This window comes from Acinetobacter sp. CAU_H_S139_7 (genome assembly GCF_058599305.1).
On sequence record NZ_CM178651.1, the window covers coordinates 2,967,083 to 2,984,167 of the forward strand.

Consider the following 17,085-nt stretch of genomic DNA (forward strand, 5'->3'; position numbering starts at 1 on the left):
AAATTTTAAAGGGGTATTAAAATGTCGTCTGTTTTATTACAAATACAAAATGCTGATACGGTAATTTGCCAAAATATTGAAGCATTAAAAGATCAAAGAAAGATACTTTCACAGAACATTCTTTCACAACTTAGAAACTTAATTGAAGGCATTGCGGTAGCATTACAATCTAATTCTCTAAATACTGAATTTAGTTATCCTTTAATTGAGTCAGGATTATCTTTTGTTAAAGGGCAATCTAAATATAATTTTCTTGGAAAATTTCATAAACTACTTCAAATAAGTGCTTCACACTATACGTTAGATGGTGATTCTTCAGAAAGACTGATGTTAAAGTATTATGAGTATCTTTATAGAATAAGAAGCTTATTAAATCAAAAATTCAATGTTTCAATACTTAGAAATTTAGAGCTATTTCCTGTTGATTTAGATCCATCTCTTCGTGAATATCATGAAAAAATTTCGGAAAAAATTAATTATATTAATCAAACAAAATCTAAAGCTTATAGAGTAGATAAATATTATATTCATAAGACACGCCCATTTTATATTAATGGGTCTGTCTATTATGAAGTAACTTTTTACCGCGCTTTTAATAAAGTTAATAAGCATGATCGAATAATTGCTTTTACAAGCATCGATATTTCTAAAGATTATGCTTGTAATTTAGCACTTCAAAATGAATCAATTGAAGTACTGGGATATAATATGCCAATTATAATTATTCGTAATTGGGAAATATCAATTCGACAATGCGAATTTAACAACTATGCAAAGATTCTAGGATCAAGAATACAAGTCAATACCAAATCTAATGAATATAGATTTTTAATGGCTTGGCTAACCGAAAGATCAGGAAATTTATTAGACTTAATCGAATTAAATGAAAACTTATATAATCAAATTAAATCACAAGCACTAAATAATGATTTAAATAATATTCAAATTTTTAGAATAATAGACAAGGTGAGAATTTTATATACAAACCAATCACCTGGTTGTAAAACCCTTAGATATTTAATGTTCAAAATGAATAATCAGATAATAAAATCTCAACATGATTCTCGTGGATGCCCATTATTATCAAATCTAAATTTATCTTATAGTTGTATTCCTTTTGAGAAAATGCCTTTTTGTACATCATTAAGAGGGCATAATCCTAAATTAATAGATTTAATAGAAAGCTTAGATTTTAGTGCATGCCAAGAAGAATTTCTAGCAAGACGTATAAAAAATAATATTGAACAAAAAGGTATACTTTACACTCCTTTAGAGGATATACAAAATTTTAATCTGATTGACGATTTAATTAAAAAATACAACAATCAACTCTACTACAAACATAGAGAAAATAGAAAAATAATAACTGATAAAGGTCATATTTTTATTAATCAATATGAAAATGACACCTACACTATTGTAAATAAGCTTCAAGAGTTTTCTAAAGAAGGTATTGCCGGTTATACTCAGGCTGTCGATCGATGGCTAAGTTCTACACCGATTTCGATCGATGATCCTGTAAAAGTTGATACATTAAAACAATTATTTGGTGACTCTAAAGTAGCTATTATTTATGGTGCTGCGGGTACTGGCAAATCAACTATGGTTGACCATATAGCTCATTACTTTAATGATAAGAAAAAACTATTTTTAGCGCATACAAACCCAGCTATAGACAATCTAAAACGTAAAATAAGTGCTCAAAATTCAGAATTTAGCACCATTAGAAGCCATATCAGTAAGCAGAGTTCTTCTACAGAATATGATCTACTTATTATTGATGAATGCAGCACTGTAAGTAATACCGATATCTTAGATGTTTTAAATAAAACCTCTTTTAAACTCTTAATATTAGTCGGTGATGTATATCAAATTGAATCAATTCAATTTGGCAATTGGTTCAGCACTATTAGATCATTTATACATAAAAAATCTGTTTTTGAATTAATTACCCCTTATAGAACATCAAATCAAAACCTATTAAGTTTTTGGGGAAAAGTAAGAAATATTGAAGATGATATTGCTGAATTAATGGTACGTAATCAATATACAACCATATTAGATAATAATTTATTCGAAAAACATTTTCATGATGAAATTATCTTATGCCTTAATTATGATGGACTATATGGCATTAACAATATTAATCGCTTTCTTCAGAGTAGTAATCCAGGAAAATCAGTTACATGGGGCATAACCACTTATAAAGTTGGTGATCCTATTTTATTCTCTGAGACTGAAAGATTTAGACCTGTTATCTATAATAATTTAAAAGGAAAAATTATTGATATTGTAGAAATTAATAGTGGAATTCAATTTGATATTGAATTAGATAGACCATTAACTGAGTTCGATGTCTATGGAACCGAGCTTGAATGGCTTAGAGATTCAATTGTACGTTTTTCAGTATTTCTCTCTGACAATAGTGATGATGATGATGATTCACTTAATACTATTATTCCATTTCAAGTAGCTTATGCTGTTTCAATTCATAAAGCACAAGGGCTTGAATATGATTCTGTAAAAGTTGTTATAACTGATGCAAATGAAGATGAAATAACACATAGTATTTTCTACACAGCTATAACTCGTGCTCGTGAAAACTTAAAGATTTTTTGGACCCCTGAAACACAGCACAATGTTCTGAAAAAACTATGTCGCACTAATAATGCTAAAGATGTTCATTTACTTGCAAGTCGAAAAAAATTAACAACTATTAATTAAATTTATTTTAAGAGTTAGAGGAGAGACTAGTCTCTCCTCTATACATATTAAATTAAAGCCGTCACTGATCCTTTCAATCCCTGCTGAATATTAAATTCAGTCTGAGTTTCCTCAATCTGCTGATCAAACTCTTCAACCACCTCCGAGCCTTCCTCCATGTCTACGTCCATCCTTCCATTCCCAAAGCCCTTCCTTGCAGTAAAGTCCAAAGCCTCCTGATAAAACCCTGCCTGCTTACTCTGCTCATCCATTTGCTTCGCCTGCATAATCGCTTCATTCAAGCTAATCCCTTCTCTTAAAGTCAGATCCACGTAATAGACTGGCTGACGATAGCTCTGTGTCGTACTCTTACCACGCAATATCAACTGCAATGGGAGGCAAGATAACAAACCATTAGACGCTGCATGGTAATAACTCAGTCGCGCAGCCAAAGTCCGAATACTGTTAAAGCCTGTGGTTCTAAAAATAAAGGGGTCAAATTCATCTAACTTATTAAAGTTCATATGCAAACGTCTTTTAGACAATATGAATACTGATTTTTATTACTTTAAAAAATATTCATCTTAAATTTTATACTTATTTTACGCAAAATTTACGATAATTTTATTATATATCAATAAATTAAACCATAACATACATTACTTCAATGACTACTAATTTAAAGTGTTATGAAAAAATTATACCATCTACTTTTTAGCCTTATACCGCTCTATTCAAGTTATGCTTTTGCTACGGGAGATGAAAGCTCTCCCGCTTTAAGCTTTTCAGGTAATGTATCATTGGCCAGCGACTACCGCTGGCGCGGCCAAACGCAAACCCAGAATGATCCGGCCTTGCAGGGAAACTTTGTTTTAAGCCATGCTTCAGGATTTTATCTTGCTGCATTTGCATCGAATGTTGATTTTGATGACGAAGTAAATTTAGAACTGGATCCCCAGATCGGCTATACAGCGCCAATCGCGCTAGGTTCAATCCATCCTGCAGTTGATCTTGGCATGCTGCGCTACAATTACATCGGCAACAGCGATTTAAATTATAATGAATACTATTTCAAAATGATCTTTAATGCGTTGCTGCATCAGAACGATAGCTTTACACCAAGCATAAGCTATACCTATAACTATGGCGGCAAAGCTGCCAGTGACAGTATAGGTAAAGATATCTCAAATTGGTATTTTAATGTCTTATATGCTACACCGATTGCTCAAACTAATTTTGGCACAAATGTTAGCTTAGGTTATTCCAAAGCAAATCAGGACATTTATGGTTCTGAAGCAAAAGACCATTTTTTTGATTGGAAAATTGGTGCAACTTACCGCTATAACCCAATGGGAATAAATGCAGAATTAGCAGCGGTTGGTAGTAATTTAAAAACCAAAGACTTTACAAGTCAAAATAAAAAAGGGGTAAAAACTGAAGCAGTATTCACCCTGACTAAATCTTTTTAAAAGTTAAATGCCAATAGTATCAGCAATACTATTGGCATAATTATTTTACTTGAGTAATTTCAATATATGATCTATCTCACTTCGATTAAAACCTCTTTCTTTAAAAATAGTATGAATTATTTTTTTCATACTTTTTGACGCATACTGGTATTTCTTTACTAAAATGTCAGAATCAATTTCCTGTAAACTATACTTCAAATATAATTCTTCATTGAGCTTCTGATTTCTAGCATCATCTTCATTATTTATCGTGTTATACATTTTTAAGCAGTTAAATATCCCAATGTTGTTCGATCAAAGTAATTTGGCTGTACATATACTGATGCTCAGCACGTTTAACTGCACACCATAATTCCATAAATCTTTTGCCGAGATATTTTTGCAAAACAGTATTCCGGTGAAAACATGTTAAAGCATCCAGCTGATTCGTACTTAAAAAGTGTGGCTGATGTTTATTTTTTATCTGAGTGGCTTGCTGTGGAATTTCCAGATTCTGTGTCAACCCATGCAGTGTGCCGATCAAAATCAGGGCTGCAGTTAAATAAGGATTGCAATCCGCACCTGCAACACGATATTCCAAGCGTTGATTTTCATTGTCCGAACATGGTATGCGAATGGCCACATTGCGGTTATTCACGCCCCAATTAGCTTCTAAGGGCACATGGTTTCCAGCTTTAAACCGGCGGAATGAGTTTACATTCGGGGCAAGCACGGCCATGGACGGCGGCAGCAAGACTATCAGCCCGCTGATCGCCTTTAATAATTGCCGTGACGGTAAAGGATTCTGCTTCATGCTGAAAATATTCTGCTGGTCTTGATTTAACAAACTCATGTGAAAGTGCATGCCGCTGCCCGCTTTATTCAGATCAGGCTTAGCCAAAAAGCTTGCATGTAACCCATGTTCTACAGCGACTTGCTTAATGGTGCGCTTTAGCATCATGATCTGATCGCATAGCTTCAAAATATCACCGCTATGCTGAATATTAATTTCGTATTGCCCGGAAGATGATTCCGAGACTAAGCCTGTAATCTGAATCCCCTGCAAAAGGGCAATCCGTTCAATTTCATCCAGAACGTCTTGATATTTATCTTGCACATTCACATCAAAACATTGATTTAAATAAATCTGATTGGAGCCAGATTTTTCATTGCTGTCAAATAAATAAAACTCCAATTCTGCGGCCATGCAAGGATAAAAGTTTTGATCATGCAGCGCTCTTAAACTTTTTTTTAAAATATTGCGCGGTTCAACTTCGCAATCTTGATGATTGTCATCTTTCATGGTTAGGAATAACTGTGCATTGGACTCTGGATTTAAAGCGCAGGGCTGCAGGCTTCCCAATATAGGTTTACATAAATAATCCGGCTCACCGATCGATTTTCCTAAACCCGATTCTTCAATCACTTCTCCATCAAGACTCATGGCATAAATAGACATTGGGAAATAACAGCCTTGTGCAATATTTTTTAGACCGACAATATCTATGCGCTTGCCGCGGACATGACCATTCAAATCGTGCAGGCAAATCTCAACATGACGGGTATTGGGATAGCGCTGCAGATAGTTTTCGATTTCTTCTGAAAATAGAATATCTTCAATATCGCAGCATTGACGCGCAGATGGCATGGATTCAGGGACCGCTTCTTCGTCAGCTATATTATGTCTAACCATGAGTAAATTACTCATTATTTTGTCCTGTTAAATATTAACAATGATCAAAATAAAACAAGTTCTACCGAATGTAACGTAAATAAACCGTAAAAAAGCACCCAACTAATATGATTATTTTTTAAACTATTAAAACCACGAAAAAGCTAATTTAAAATAAGTTAAAACATAAAAATAACAATAGATCTTTTTCATAAATCAAAAAACGATCTTCTTTTTGGTTAATATTTGCACTCCGGATTTCTTAGCATTCGTGCATAATCTGCGGATGAAATACATCGATTCAAACAAGCTTTCTGATCCTCAGTTCAAGCGATAGACAGGCATCTCATGGTCAACTTTCTATTTGATGGTTGAGCAATTGCAGAAGCATGTCTCTGCCAAAGGCAGACCGCCCAAGTTAAGCCTGGAGGATCAGGTTCTGCTCTGTCTGAGCTATTGGCGGGAATACCGAACCTTATTTCACGTTGCGACGAGTTACGGGGTTTCAGAGCCCACAGCCTCAAGAATTGTCCGTCATGTTGAAGACTGCCTGATTCGGTCCGATCTGTTTAATTTATCCAAAGATTTACCCGAGGGCAAAGGCATCGACTGGAATGTTGTGATCGTGGATGCCACGGAAATTCCAATCCAAAGGCCTAAAAAAACAGAACAAAAGCTATAGCGGCAAGAAAAAGACCCATACCTTTAAAGTACAGGCCATGATTCACTACAAAACTCAGTAAATTCTGAGTTTATGTACCAGTCGCGGTGCAGTGCATGATTTCGAGTTGTTCAAACGCAATTTAAACCAGATTCCTTTTGGGGCTTTTATCCTTGCAGATAAAGGCTATCAGGGGATTTATGTGTTGTATCCGAATAGCCTGTTGCCATTAAAAGCCAAAAGACACTGTAAACTGGATCCTGAATTGAAAATCTATAATCAAGAAATCAATAAAAGAAGAATCGGAATTGAGCATGTATTTGGCAGCCTGAAAACCTTCAAAATCCTTGCTGAGTGTTATCGAAATAGAGGTAAAAGGCTTGGTTTGAGATTCAATTTAATCGCTGGAATCTACAACTTGGAACTGTGCAAAAAATGATTTATGAAAGAGGTCTAATTACTCATGTAAAATAAATGACATATTTAATATTAATAAATCTTCAAAAATCGCAAACCCACTCCCGGTTCAGTAATAATATATTTAGGCTGCACAGCATTATCATTTAACTTCACTCTTAATTTAGCAACCAGAATCCTTAAATAATGCGTATCTTCTTGGTGCGTTGGCCCCCACAGCTCTTTCAGTATTTGCGGCTGGGTAATCAATTGGCCTTTATTTTTCGCCAATAAATTCAGCAGCTGATATTCTTTGCGCGTTAAGGAGAGCAATTGTTGATTTAAAAAAACCTGCCGTTTGGAAAAATCGATTTTTAATACGCCATCATCAAAAATTGTCGTATAAACAGTACTATGCTGATGCTGCCTAAGCAGTACACGAATGCGCGCCATCAGCTCCTGAACACTAAACGGCTTGGTCACATAATCATTTGCGCCAGCATCCAGAAGCTTCACTTTTTCTTCTTCATTTGCCCGCACAGACAGCACTATCACTGGAACGTGCGACCATGTGCGAAGCTCAGACAAAACCTCATAACCATCCAAATCTGGCAAACCCAAATCGAGGATCACTAAATCCGCACCTTGCAAAGCTAGGAGTTCCAAGCCCTTTTGGCCATTTTCAGCCAAAAGCGTTTTATAGCCTTGCGCTCTGAGTGCTATATCCAAGAATTTTCGAATCTGATTTTCGTCATCAATAATCAAGACATTGGTCATGGAGCTGGCTGATTCATTCTGTTCTGGCATTTTCCCACCTAAAAGCTGCTAGATGCTTTAAGTAATTTGCTGAATAGGAAGCTGTATGCGGATACATGTTCCTTGATTGTTCTTGCCTGATGATGCCATGATTTTCCCCATATGCGCACCCACAATCGCTTTCACAATCGTCAAGCCCAATCCTGTACCATATTGCCCGCGGTCACCGCGCTGCATGGTATAAAACATGTCAAAAATGCGTTCCCGCTCACCTTCCGGGATACCCTGCCCCTTATCAGTTATGGCAATTTCGATCTCATTTTCATTCACCTGCTGCACCTCAATCATCACAGCTTTATTCTCTGGTGAAAATTTTGCGGCATTTTCCAGCACATTAAAAATGGCCTGTTCAATCAAGGCGGCATGTACAAATAAACTCAAAGATTCTTGAGGCGCACGCACTTCAACCAATGCATCTGGCATATAACGGTTTAAACGGCGCACTGCTGAACCGATCAGTTCATCAACTCCAATCCAGTCCCGCTTCAAGCTTAAGCCTTCATGGCCTAAACGGGTCATATCCAGTAGGTTTTGAATATAGCGGTCTAAACGCTCCCCCTCTAAATGAATCGCTTCCAGCAAGCTGTCCTGATCATTTTCATTCATGGAATGGCGGTAAGTGCTCAAAGTATCCGCTGCTCCAATCATCGACGCCAAAGGCGAGCGTAAATCGTGCGATACGGATGATAATAATGCCGAGCGCAATTTTTCCGTTTCAGAATTCACATTGGCTATTTCCAAAGCCTTGGTCAGCTGGGTGCGGAAAATCGCCTGCGCAAGATACTCTACCATGAGTTCAGCGAGCTGTTTTTGCTCCGTATTGATTACTGCTTGCACATCTTTAAGTTTCAACCCCACCACGCCTAAGCATTGCTTGGAAGCCAATAAGGGCAAAAACCACCACTCATTTTCCGTCAAGGTTTGGGTAAAGCGACCGGACGGTTGATGGTTTTTGAATGTCCAATCGGCTGAAATTTTTTCTTTATTACTCATGATAGTGGATGATGCTTGAGTTGCTGCAGTATCTGGGAAATACAGCCAGACATCTGCATTGAGATTTTTACTCAGGCTATGTTCAGCAATCTCCTTGATTTGTGCCAAATCTAATGCTGTGGACAGCTTCTGCCCTAAATCCTGCATAATGCTGTTATAACTGTTCGCCGTTTTGAGTGCAGTCACCTGCTCTTTCAAACGTGACGCTAATCGGCTCGAAATTAAAGCCGCGCCCAAAAATGCAATCACGGTGACAATCCCCTGATGTGCAGAAATTTGAAATGTAAATTGCGGGGAAATAAAGAAAAAATTATAAGCTAGAAAGAATAGGATGGCTGAAAAAGCTGCAGCCAGCATCCGTGTTTTTGATGCCACAAAAACCACAGCGGTGATAAAAATCACCGAAAGATCTTCAATCCCTAAATACTTTTCCCCTAAGCTTGCAATCACAATGCTGATGACCGTGGTGGCTAGTACGTACTGTATTTCTCTTAGCGACAAGAATGCCCTTTGAGTGAAAAAGGACAGATGCTTATTCTCTGCAATAATCGGCACAATACTGAGTTCAAAACTGGGCCGGTATTGCAACAACTGATCAATCAAATTGAGCCTTAAATTCAGAGAAAACTTTTGCGGAGCCGCTTGCGCTAAAACTAAGGTTGAAATGCCGCGGTCCATCACATAATCAAATAAAGTTTTAGCATGTTGCTGGCCGTGAAGGACTTCTGTCATTCCGCCCATTTGACGCGTTAAGTTTAAAGCCCGTTCTATTTCACGGCTTTGCGAGTTTTCCTGTTTATTCATGATTTGCGTATCATGAGAAAAAGCAACAACCGTCCAGTTTGCCACACGATGCTCGGCAATACGACATCCAGTCCGAACTAAAGCTTCAGAATGCCCTTTACCATCAATCATAATTAAGACATGATTTTTTAAGGGGATTTGAGCAAGTCCTTGTATGGCGAAATTTTCGCGTACATCATTATCAACATAATTGGCAACGGTTTGCATTGCCAGTTCACGCAGTGCCGTTAAGTTGGAGCTGTTGAAAAATCGCTGTAAGGCCTGTTCCGCTTGCTCAGGCACATAAACCTTCCCCTGGTTTAAGCGCTCCAACAGCTCATTCACAGGCAAATCAATTAAGCGGATATCTCGAATCCGTTCGAACACTCGGTCTGGCACGGTTTCAGTGACACGAATCCCAGTGATTTGATATACCACATCATTCAAACTTTCCAAATGCTGAATGTTCATGGTGGTAAAAACATCAATACCAGCATCTAATAATTCATTGATGTCTTGCCAGCGTTTTTCATGACGGCTGCCGGGCATATTAGTGTGGGCAAATTCATCCACCAAAACAATACTGGGCTTTTTATCCAAAACGGCATCTAGATTCATTTCCTCCAGATGCTGCCCTTGATATTCAATAGCCTTTCGCGGAATTATATCTAAACCAGAAATTAAATTTTCAGTTTCTCTACGGCCATGCGTTTCTACATAGCCAATGACGATATTAATGCCCTGCAGCGCCAGTTCATGCGCACGAACCAGCATGGCAAAGGTCTTTCCCACGCCCGGAGCTGCGCCTAAAAAAATCGTCAGCCGCCCAGACTGATAACGCTGTGTATGTTGCAGCAAAACATCGGCTTTATTGGTTCGTTGATCAGTCATAGAAGTAATCTTTATTTATTGCTTTAAAAAAATGTTTTTAAATTCATTTAAATGCGTCTAAAGTCAGCTTGGCTATTGCTGGGCAATATGGATGCCACCGTTGGGCGGAGGTATAGAACATCCCCTCGCCCAACAATCGTATGTAACTTAATTCAAATTATTTAATAGCGTTCAATCACTATATTTTAATCTTCAAGCCATTCATATCACTTCCCGCCCCGATCCAAAGCCAAATTCAATTCAAGCACATTGATACGTGCCTGCCCTAAAATCCCAAAAATCGGCTGAACCGTATGCGACTGAATCAGTTTTTCGACATTCTGTTCAGGCATATGCCGTGCATGGGCAATCCGCTTCACTTGAATCATGGCTGATTGCACGCTAATTTCAGGGTCGATGCCGCTGCCTGAAGCGGTGACCAGATCCGCAGGAATTTTAGATTTTTCAATCTGTTCCTTCGCTGCGATTCGATTCAGCCGTTCCTCTATGGCTTTCTGCAGTTCAGGATTGGTTCTCGCCATGTTGCTTCCGGCCATCGCCATAGGATCATAATTTGCGGCAGATGGACGCGGATGGAAATATTGAACTTGGGCAAAAGGCTGTGCCACTAAGCGTGAACCGATCACTTGATTATTTTCGACAATCAAGCTGCCGTTGGCTTGTTTTGGAAAGAGCATTTGTCCTAAGCCGGTTGCAGCAGCACTATATACAAAGCCGCATAAGCCTAGAGCAATGATGGTCATTCCAAACGAAGCGCGCAGTTTCTCACCCCATGATGAGTCTGCCAATTGATGATTTTGCATATTCACTTTGTCATCCTCAAAAAATTTATAGGGCCAAGATTGGACTGATCAGCAGATCAATCGCTTTAATGGCAATAAACGGTAGCAGCACCCCGCCCACACCATAAATCAGCATGTTGCGGCGCAATAATTGGGTAGATGTCGAAGGTTTGAATTTCACACCGCGCAGTGCAATTGGAATCAGCAGAGGAATAATGATCGCATTAAAGATCAGCGCAGACAGGATGGCACTTTCAGAACTGCCTAGTTGCATGACATTTAACACATGCATTTGCGGAATTGCCGCGACGAATAATGCCGGCAAAATTGCAAAATACTTTGATACATCATTCGCCAAGGAAAAGGTGGTTAATGCACCGCGAGTAATCAGCTGCTGTTTGCCTATTTCAACCACAGATAGCAATTTGGTTGGATCAGAATCTAAGTCCACCATATTGCCTGCTTCTTTGGCTGCTTGCGTTCCCGAGTTCATGGCTAAGCCAATATCTGCTTGGGCCAACGCCGGTGCATCATTAGTACCGTCACCGACCATCGCTACCAAATGTCCTTTGTTTTGCTCGGTTCGAATGCATGTGAGTTTATCTTCTGGTTTCGCTTCAGCGATATAATCATCCACACCAGCCTCTGCTGCGATGGCCGCTGCTGTGAGCGGATTATCTCCGGTCACCATCACAGTTTTAATGCCCATTTCACGTAAGCGCGCAAATTTTTCTTTAATGCCTTGCTTAATCACGTCTGATAGTTCAATGACACCCAACAAATTCTGGTCTTTAGCCACGACCAGTGGCGTTGCCCCTTTTGAAGCTATTTGTTCTACGCGCGCTTTCAGTTCGGCATGATTTTCAAGGTTTTGCGAAGCGAATTTAAGAATGGCATCCATAGCGCCTTTACGCACTTGATGACCATCCGCCAAGTTAAGGCCTGAAATGCGTGTGGACGCATTAAAAGCGATAAATTCAGCCTGTTCAGGCTCGGCCACTCTTTCACCTTGCTCTTTGGCCAAAGCAACCACCGATTTACCTTCTGGCGTTGGATCGGCCAAAGAAGTCAGTACCGCCGCTTGGCGAAGTTCAGACTCCGTCACTCCTGTTAAGGGATAAAAAGCAGTCGCCTGACGGTCACCGTAAGTAATAGTTCCGGTTTTATCGAGTAGTAAAACATCTATATCGCCTGCAACTTCAACCGCCTTGCCTGATTTGGCAATCACATTGGCTTTGAGCGCTCTGTTCATCCCTGCAATTCCAATAGCTGGCAATAAGCCGCCGATGGTGGTTGGAATCAAGCAGACCAATAGCGCCACCAATAAAATCGGGCTGATTTCAATATGCAGGAAATGTCCAATCAACGGCAGGCTGACCACGACGATGATAAAAGTCACAGTCATCACGGTCAGTAAAATACCTAAGGCAATTTCATTCGGTGTTTTTTGACGGTTTGAGCCTTCGACTAAAGCAATCATTCGGTCGAGAAAGCTATTTCCCGCCTCTGCGGTCACTTGCACGATGATCCGGTCGGTTAAGACTTTGGTTCCGCCAATCACCCCAGATTTATCTGTGCCCGCTTCACGGAGTACCGGCGCAGATTCACCTGTTACTGCAGCTTCATTGATCGTAGCAAAGCCCTGAATTATTTCACCATCTGCGGGAATCAATTCCCCTGCACGCACTTCAATCAAGTCATGCATGTTCAATTCAGCCGCTGAAATCTGCACCCCATCCATATCATCTTTAGAATGGATCCGGCGCGCCGTCAAATTCTGACGCGCTTGACGCAGGGATGACGCCTGTCCGCGGCCTTTGGCTTCAGCAACCGCTTCGGCATAATTGGCAAAGAGAACCGTCACAAATAAAATCAACGTCACCAATAAGCCAAAAACCAAACTAGATTGACCTAGAATTGTACTAACCAGTGTAATCAGCGTCCCAAGCCAAACGATGGCCATCACCGGATTTTTAATCACATGCTGCGGCAGCAGTTTAATAAAGGCATTTTTCCATGCTTCAGCTTGAAATAAGGTTGAAGCTATGGTGTTTTGCTGTGTTTGAACAGTGTGTTTTGAATGATTCATTGTACTCACCCTTAACCTTGAACCAATAACAGATGATCAGCAATTGGCCCCAAGACCAGGGCTGGCATAAATTGCAATAAGGTCAACATCACCACAATGGCAATTAAAGTCAGTGCGAATGTTGGCGTTTCGACTTTTAAACTGCCGCTGCTTTCAGGTGCTTGGCGTTTAGCAGCTAAACGTGTAGCGATGATTAAAGGAATAATTAATGTCGGGAAACGGCCGAGCAATAAAGCAATACCGCATGTGACATTCCACCACACGGTATTGTCTGATAGCCCTTCAAAGCCTGAGCCATTGTTGGCAAATGCAGACACATATTCGTACAGCACTTGAGAAATGCCGTGGTATTGCGGATTACTGTTGCCCGTCAATTCAGGAAAAAATACAGTTATTGCTGTTAAACCAAGAATGACGATGGGTTGGATCAAAATCACAACAGCGAGCAGCTTGATTTCACCGGCTTCAATTTTGCGGCCAAACAATTCTGGGGTGCGGCCGGTCATTAAGCCTGCAATAAAGACTGCTAAAAACAGATAAATAATGAATTGCTGTAAACCACAGCCAATCCCGCCCCAAATGGCATTGATCAGCATATTGGACAATTGCACCATACCTGTGAGCGGTGCAGATGAATCATGCATCATATCCACTGAGCCGTTATTGACTTGGGTGGTGACCGCTGACCACAAAGCAGATGATGCCTCGCCAAAACGCACTTCTTTACCTTCCATGGCGGAAAGCAATGTCGAAGTCGATGAAAGGCTTTCTGACCAGATAGCGCTAGTCGCAGAAATGATCGACATCAGCAGCATTGAAGCAAAGACCAAGCCTGCGAATTTGGCGCGTTTGGTGAAAAAGCCCAGCATAAAAATCACCGAAACAGGGATCAGTAAAATCGCAAGCATTTCCAGAAAGTTTGACAATGGTGTCGGATTTTCCAAAGGTACACTGCTGTTCGGACCATACCAGCCACCACCATTACTGCCCAATTGCTTAATTGCTACCATGGGCGCAACAGGGCCTAAAGGTATTTTTTGCGTTGTTAAGTCGCTGCTTTGGTCGATGACTTGAACTTCTGGGCCGCCTTGAAAAGTCGATGGTACGCCTTGGCTAGTGAGCAATAATGACCAAACCATGCATAAAGGAATCAGAAAGCGGAACGTCGGACGAATCACATCGGCCCAATAGTTGCCGACATTAATTTGTTGCACTTTATGCTTAAAGCTGGTCTGTTGATCGGTTTCAGAAAGTGCATTGGATTGTTTGTAGAACAGTGCTCGAACTGTAGCCACCACCATCGCCAGGCCCATCATCGGCGTGATGATCTGCAAGCCGACAATGCCGACCATTTGCGATAAATATGACAGTTGCGCCTGTCCTGAATAGTGCTGCTGGTTGGTATTGGTCAGAAACGAAATCATGGTATGCAGCGCCAAATCCCATGACATATTCGGTGCATGGTTTGGGTTCAACGGCAGGCTGGCTTGAACCATAAATAGAGTCCAAGTCACCAAACCGATCACTGCACAGCTCATGATAAAATTGAATGAATAGGTTTTGACATTCATCCCCCGTTTGGGATTGATTCCTAAAACCGCGTAAATGGGCTTTTCAATCCAATTGAATAGAGGATCAATTTTCATATCGCGGTTGTGCATAATTGCTGCGAGGTATTTACCCAAGGGATAAGCCAGAACAAAGACAATGGCTAAAAGCAAAGCAAACTCTAACATGGCATTTCACTCCTATGTTTCAGAGCTGAAATCTGCTTAAAGAAGTTGAAATAAGATATATTTTGATTGTTTTGTACAACGCAATTTTTTTGATGCTGTACCTGCTGATGCGCGTGAATGACCGCACTCATGTTTTTCATCCTAAGTATTGGGATATTCCACTATCTAGTATGAAAAATAAAACCGTAAAGTCTCTATCCATAACTTTGGATGCCGCGTAAAGAAAGCGTAAAAATTTGGCTCAGTGAATTTATAAATGCAGAAAAATATCTTAAAAGTGATGGCTATTATTATTCTGTGACTCACTTTATTTATGGATATAATTTCAGTACTTAAAGCCTTATTTTTAGGTTTTATAGAAGGTTTAACGGAGTTTTTACCCATTTCCAGTACTGGTCATTTAATTTTATTTGGCCATTTAATTGATTTTCATTCAGACTCAGGCCGTGTCTTTGAAGTTGTCATTCAACTGGGCGCAATCTTAGCCGTTTGTTGGCTCTACCGTAAAAAAATTATTAATCTACTACATGGTTTTATATCAGGTGATTACCATGCGAGACGTTTTGCGATAAATGTCTTCATTGCATTTATTCCTGCAGTAGTGATCGGAGTTATAGCTGTTGATTTTATTAAACAAGTTTTATTCAGTCCTTCGGTTGTTGCATATGCACTGATTATTGGTGCACTGTTAATTTTTGCTGTAGAAGCTAAAAATTTTAAAGTCCAAACCATTGAGGCAACCAATATTGGATTCAAACAGGCCATTGTTATTGGTTTGGTTCAATGTCTTGCGATGATTCCGGGGACTTCACGGTCTGGTGCAACCATTATTGGGGGGATATTGGCGGGTTTATCACGTAAAGCAGCTACTGAATTTTCTTTTTTCCTTGCCATACCAACAATGCTTGGTGCCGCTACTTATGACATATTTCGCAACGTTGATGTTTTAACTTCAGAAAATTTATTGAATATTTCCGTAGGCTTTGTAACCGCATTCATCGCAGCTTTGCTTGTGGTAAAAGCCATGGTTAAATTTGTAGAAAAACATACTTTAAAAGTTTTTGCTTGGTATCGTTTGGTATTAGGTTCAATCATCTTATTTATTTTTTAATACAAGCAAAAAAATAAATAAATTAAAGAGAACTCGCTGTTCTCTTTAAGTTTTTTTAATTTACAACCCGTACATTCTGCTGCAAGCTTTTCTGAATCTCTTGTACAACACCCTCTCCCTGATGGAACTTAGGCCCTGATTTAGATCCCTTTTTGGTTCTAGTTTGCAGGGGTTCAGATTCAATAAGTTCATCTATATCAAACTCCTTAACTACCTCCAAGCCTTCCTCTATATCGACCTCCATCCTTCCATTCGCAAAACCCTTCCTTGCCGTAAAGTCCAAAGCCTCCTGATAAAACCCAGCCTGCTTACTCTGCTCATCAATTTGCTTCGCCTGAATAATGGCTTCATTCAAACTAATCCCCTCCCTTAAAGTTAGATCCACGTAATACACCGGCTGACGATAGCTTTGTGTCGTACTCTTACCTCTTAAAATGAGTTGCAACGGCAGGCAAGACAGCAAACCATTTGATGCCGCATGGTAATAACTCAGCCGTGCAGCCAAAGTACGGATACTGTTAAAGCCTGTAGTTCTAAAGATGAAGGTGCCAAACTCATCCGATTCATCTAAGTTCACATGCACACGACCATAGGGCTTGCAGTTCCCTCCTTGAGCCAATGGACATAAATCAGGGGATGGACAGGGAAGTTGCTCCACGCCTTGATTGGTTAAACGTTGGCAGGTTTCTCCATTACCGACACAGACAGGTCTTCCAGTCTGTCGGTCAAACAGGCTGTATTCTGCACGCAGGTTTAAATCAGGATCATTAAAGATCATTCTGACAGGGATTGAACGTAGCTTCTGATTCGGAGCATTCGCTCGCAGCTGATCATCCAGTGGATGTCTAACCCAGCCTTCTTTGCTTTGAATCTGGGAAGTAATGGTGAACTGGTCATCCTTTTCCGGTAGGCGTTTGCCATTCTTCTCGATCATCCGACCGATACTGATCCGTCCAAGTATTGGAGGAGTAATTGCTAAACCTTTAATCATGTTGATATTCCTT

13 protein-coding genes and 1 pseudogene are annotated in these 17,085 nt (G+C 39.8%); 5 read left to right on the plus strand and 9 right to left on the minus strand.

The features are described 5' to 3' along the window. Positions 1-21: 21 nt before the first annotated feature. Positions 22-2,724 (plus strand): ATP-dependent DNA helicase, encoded by a 2,703-nt coding sequence (locus AC4MC0_RS14460; RefSeq protein ID WP_286431972.1) that lies wholly within the window; start codon positions 22-24, stop codon positions 2,722-2,724. A 47-nt stretch (positions 2,725-2,771) separates the two neighbouring features. Here AC4MC0_RS14460 and AC4MC0_RS14465 read toward each other — a convergent pair. After that, positions 2,772-3,236 (minus strand): annotated as a pseudogene (locus AC4MC0_RS14465) (recombination directionality factor); the annotation flags it as partial. 156 nt (positions 3,237-3,392) lie between these two features. Between AC4MC0_RS14465 and AC4MC0_RS14470 the strand changes: the two are divergent. Beyond that, entirely contained in the window at positions 3,393-4,172 is a 780-nt protein-coding gene (locus tag AC4MC0_RS14470; RefSeq protein ID WP_010115581.1) for a TorF family putative porin, read from the plus strand. A gap of 45 nt (positions 4,173-4,217) precedes the next feature. Here the strand turns inward: AC4MC0_RS14470 and AC4MC0_RS14475 are convergent, their stop codons facing one another. Together AC4MC0_RS14475 and AC4MC0_RS14480 are read right to left on the minus strand one after the other, a co-directional pair. After that, a complete protein-coding gene (locus AC4MC0_RS14475) occupies positions 4,218-4,433 on the minus strand; it encodes a hypothetical protein (protein WP_004733097.1) in 216 nt (71 codons plus the stop codon). A 10-nt stretch (positions 4,434-4,443) separates the two neighbouring features. Beyond that, positions 4,444-5,859 carry a glutamine synthetase family protein gene (locus AC4MC0_RS14480; protein ID WP_286431975.1) on the minus strand — a complete coding sequence of 472 codons (1,416 nt, stop codon included), beginning with the start codon at positions 5,857-5,859 and terminating at the stop codon, positions 4,444-4,446. A gap of 331 nt (positions 5,860-6,190) precedes the next feature. Here AC4MC0_RS14480 and AC4MC0_RS14485 point away from each other — a divergent pair, with 331 nt between their 5' ends. Both AC4MC0_RS14485 and AC4MC0_RS14490 read left to right on the plus strand, forming a co-directional pair. Beyond that, positions 6,191-6,505: a transposase family protein gene (locus tag AC4MC0_RS14485; protein ID WP_286432002.1), complete on the plus strand. Its 315-nt coding sequence runs from the start codon at positions 6,191-6,193 to the stop codon at positions 6,503-6,505. A gap of 106 nt (positions 6,506-6,611) precedes the next feature. Further along, a complete protein-coding gene (locus AC4MC0_RS14490) occupies positions 6,612-6,923 on the plus strand; it encodes a transposase family protein (RefSeq protein WP_491887137.1) in 312 nt (103 codons plus the stop codon). Between the two features lie 50 nt (positions 6,924-6,973). Here AC4MC0_RS14490 and AC4MC0_RS14495 read toward each other — a convergent pair whose 3' ends face one another. The 5 genes from AC4MC0_RS14495 to kdpA all read right to left on the minus strand — a co-directional run bounded on the left by AC4MC0_RS14495 (position 6,974) and on the right by kdpA (position 14,970). Then, entirely contained in the window at positions 6,974-7,687 is a 714-nt protein-coding gene (locus tag AC4MC0_RS14495; protein ID WP_010115588.1) for a response regulator, read from the minus strand. A gap of 27 nt (positions 7,688-7,714) precedes the next feature. Then, entirely contained in the window at positions 7,715-10,363 is a 2,649-nt protein-coding gene (locus AC4MC0_RS14500) for an ATP-binding protein (RefSeq protein ID WP_286431979.1), read from the minus strand. Between the two features lie 206 nt (positions 10,364-10,569). Next, complete coding sequence (gene kdpC, locus AC4MC0_RS14505) at positions 10,570-11,172, minus strand: potassium-transporting ATPase subunit KdpC (protein WP_374956031.1); 603 nt, start codon at positions 11,170-11,172, stop codon at positions 10,570-10,572. A gap of 19 nt (positions 11,173-11,191) precedes the next feature. Next, positions 11,192-13,234 carry a potassium-transporting ATPase subunit KdpB gene (gene kdpB / locus AC4MC0_RS14510; protein WP_004281624.1) on the minus strand — a complete coding sequence of 681 codons (2,043 nt, stop codon included), beginning with the start codon at positions 13,232-13,234 and terminating at the stop codon, positions 11,192-11,194. Between the two features lie 11 nt (positions 13,235-13,245). After that, the gene (gene kdpA / locus AC4MC0_RS14515; RefSeq protein ID WP_286431982.1) at positions 13,246-14,970 is read right to left on the minus strand and encodes a potassium-transporting ATPase subunit KdpA; all 1,725 of its coding nucleotides are present in this window, start codon (positions 14,968-14,970) and stop codon (positions 13,246-13,248) included. A gap of 313 nt (positions 14,971-15,283) precedes the next feature. On the opposite strand from kdpA, the gene AC4MC0_RS14520 reads away from it, so the two are divergent. Beyond that, positions 15,284-16,081 (plus strand): undecaprenyl-diphosphate phosphatase, encoded by a 798-nt coding sequence (locus AC4MC0_RS14520; protein ID WP_491887138.1) that lies wholly within the window; start codon positions 15,284-15,286, stop codon positions 16,079-16,081. Between the two features lie 55 nt (positions 16,082-16,136). Here the strand turns inward: AC4MC0_RS14520 and AC4MC0_RS14525 are convergent, their stop codons facing one another. Beyond that, positions 16,137-17,072 carry a recombination directionality factor gene (locus AC4MC0_RS14525; RefSeq protein ID WP_286431984.1) on the minus strand — a complete coding sequence of 312 codons (936 nt, stop codon included), beginning with the start codon at positions 17,070-17,072 and terminating at the stop codon, positions 16,137-16,139. Between the last annotated feature and the right edge of the window lie 13 nt (positions 17,073-17,085).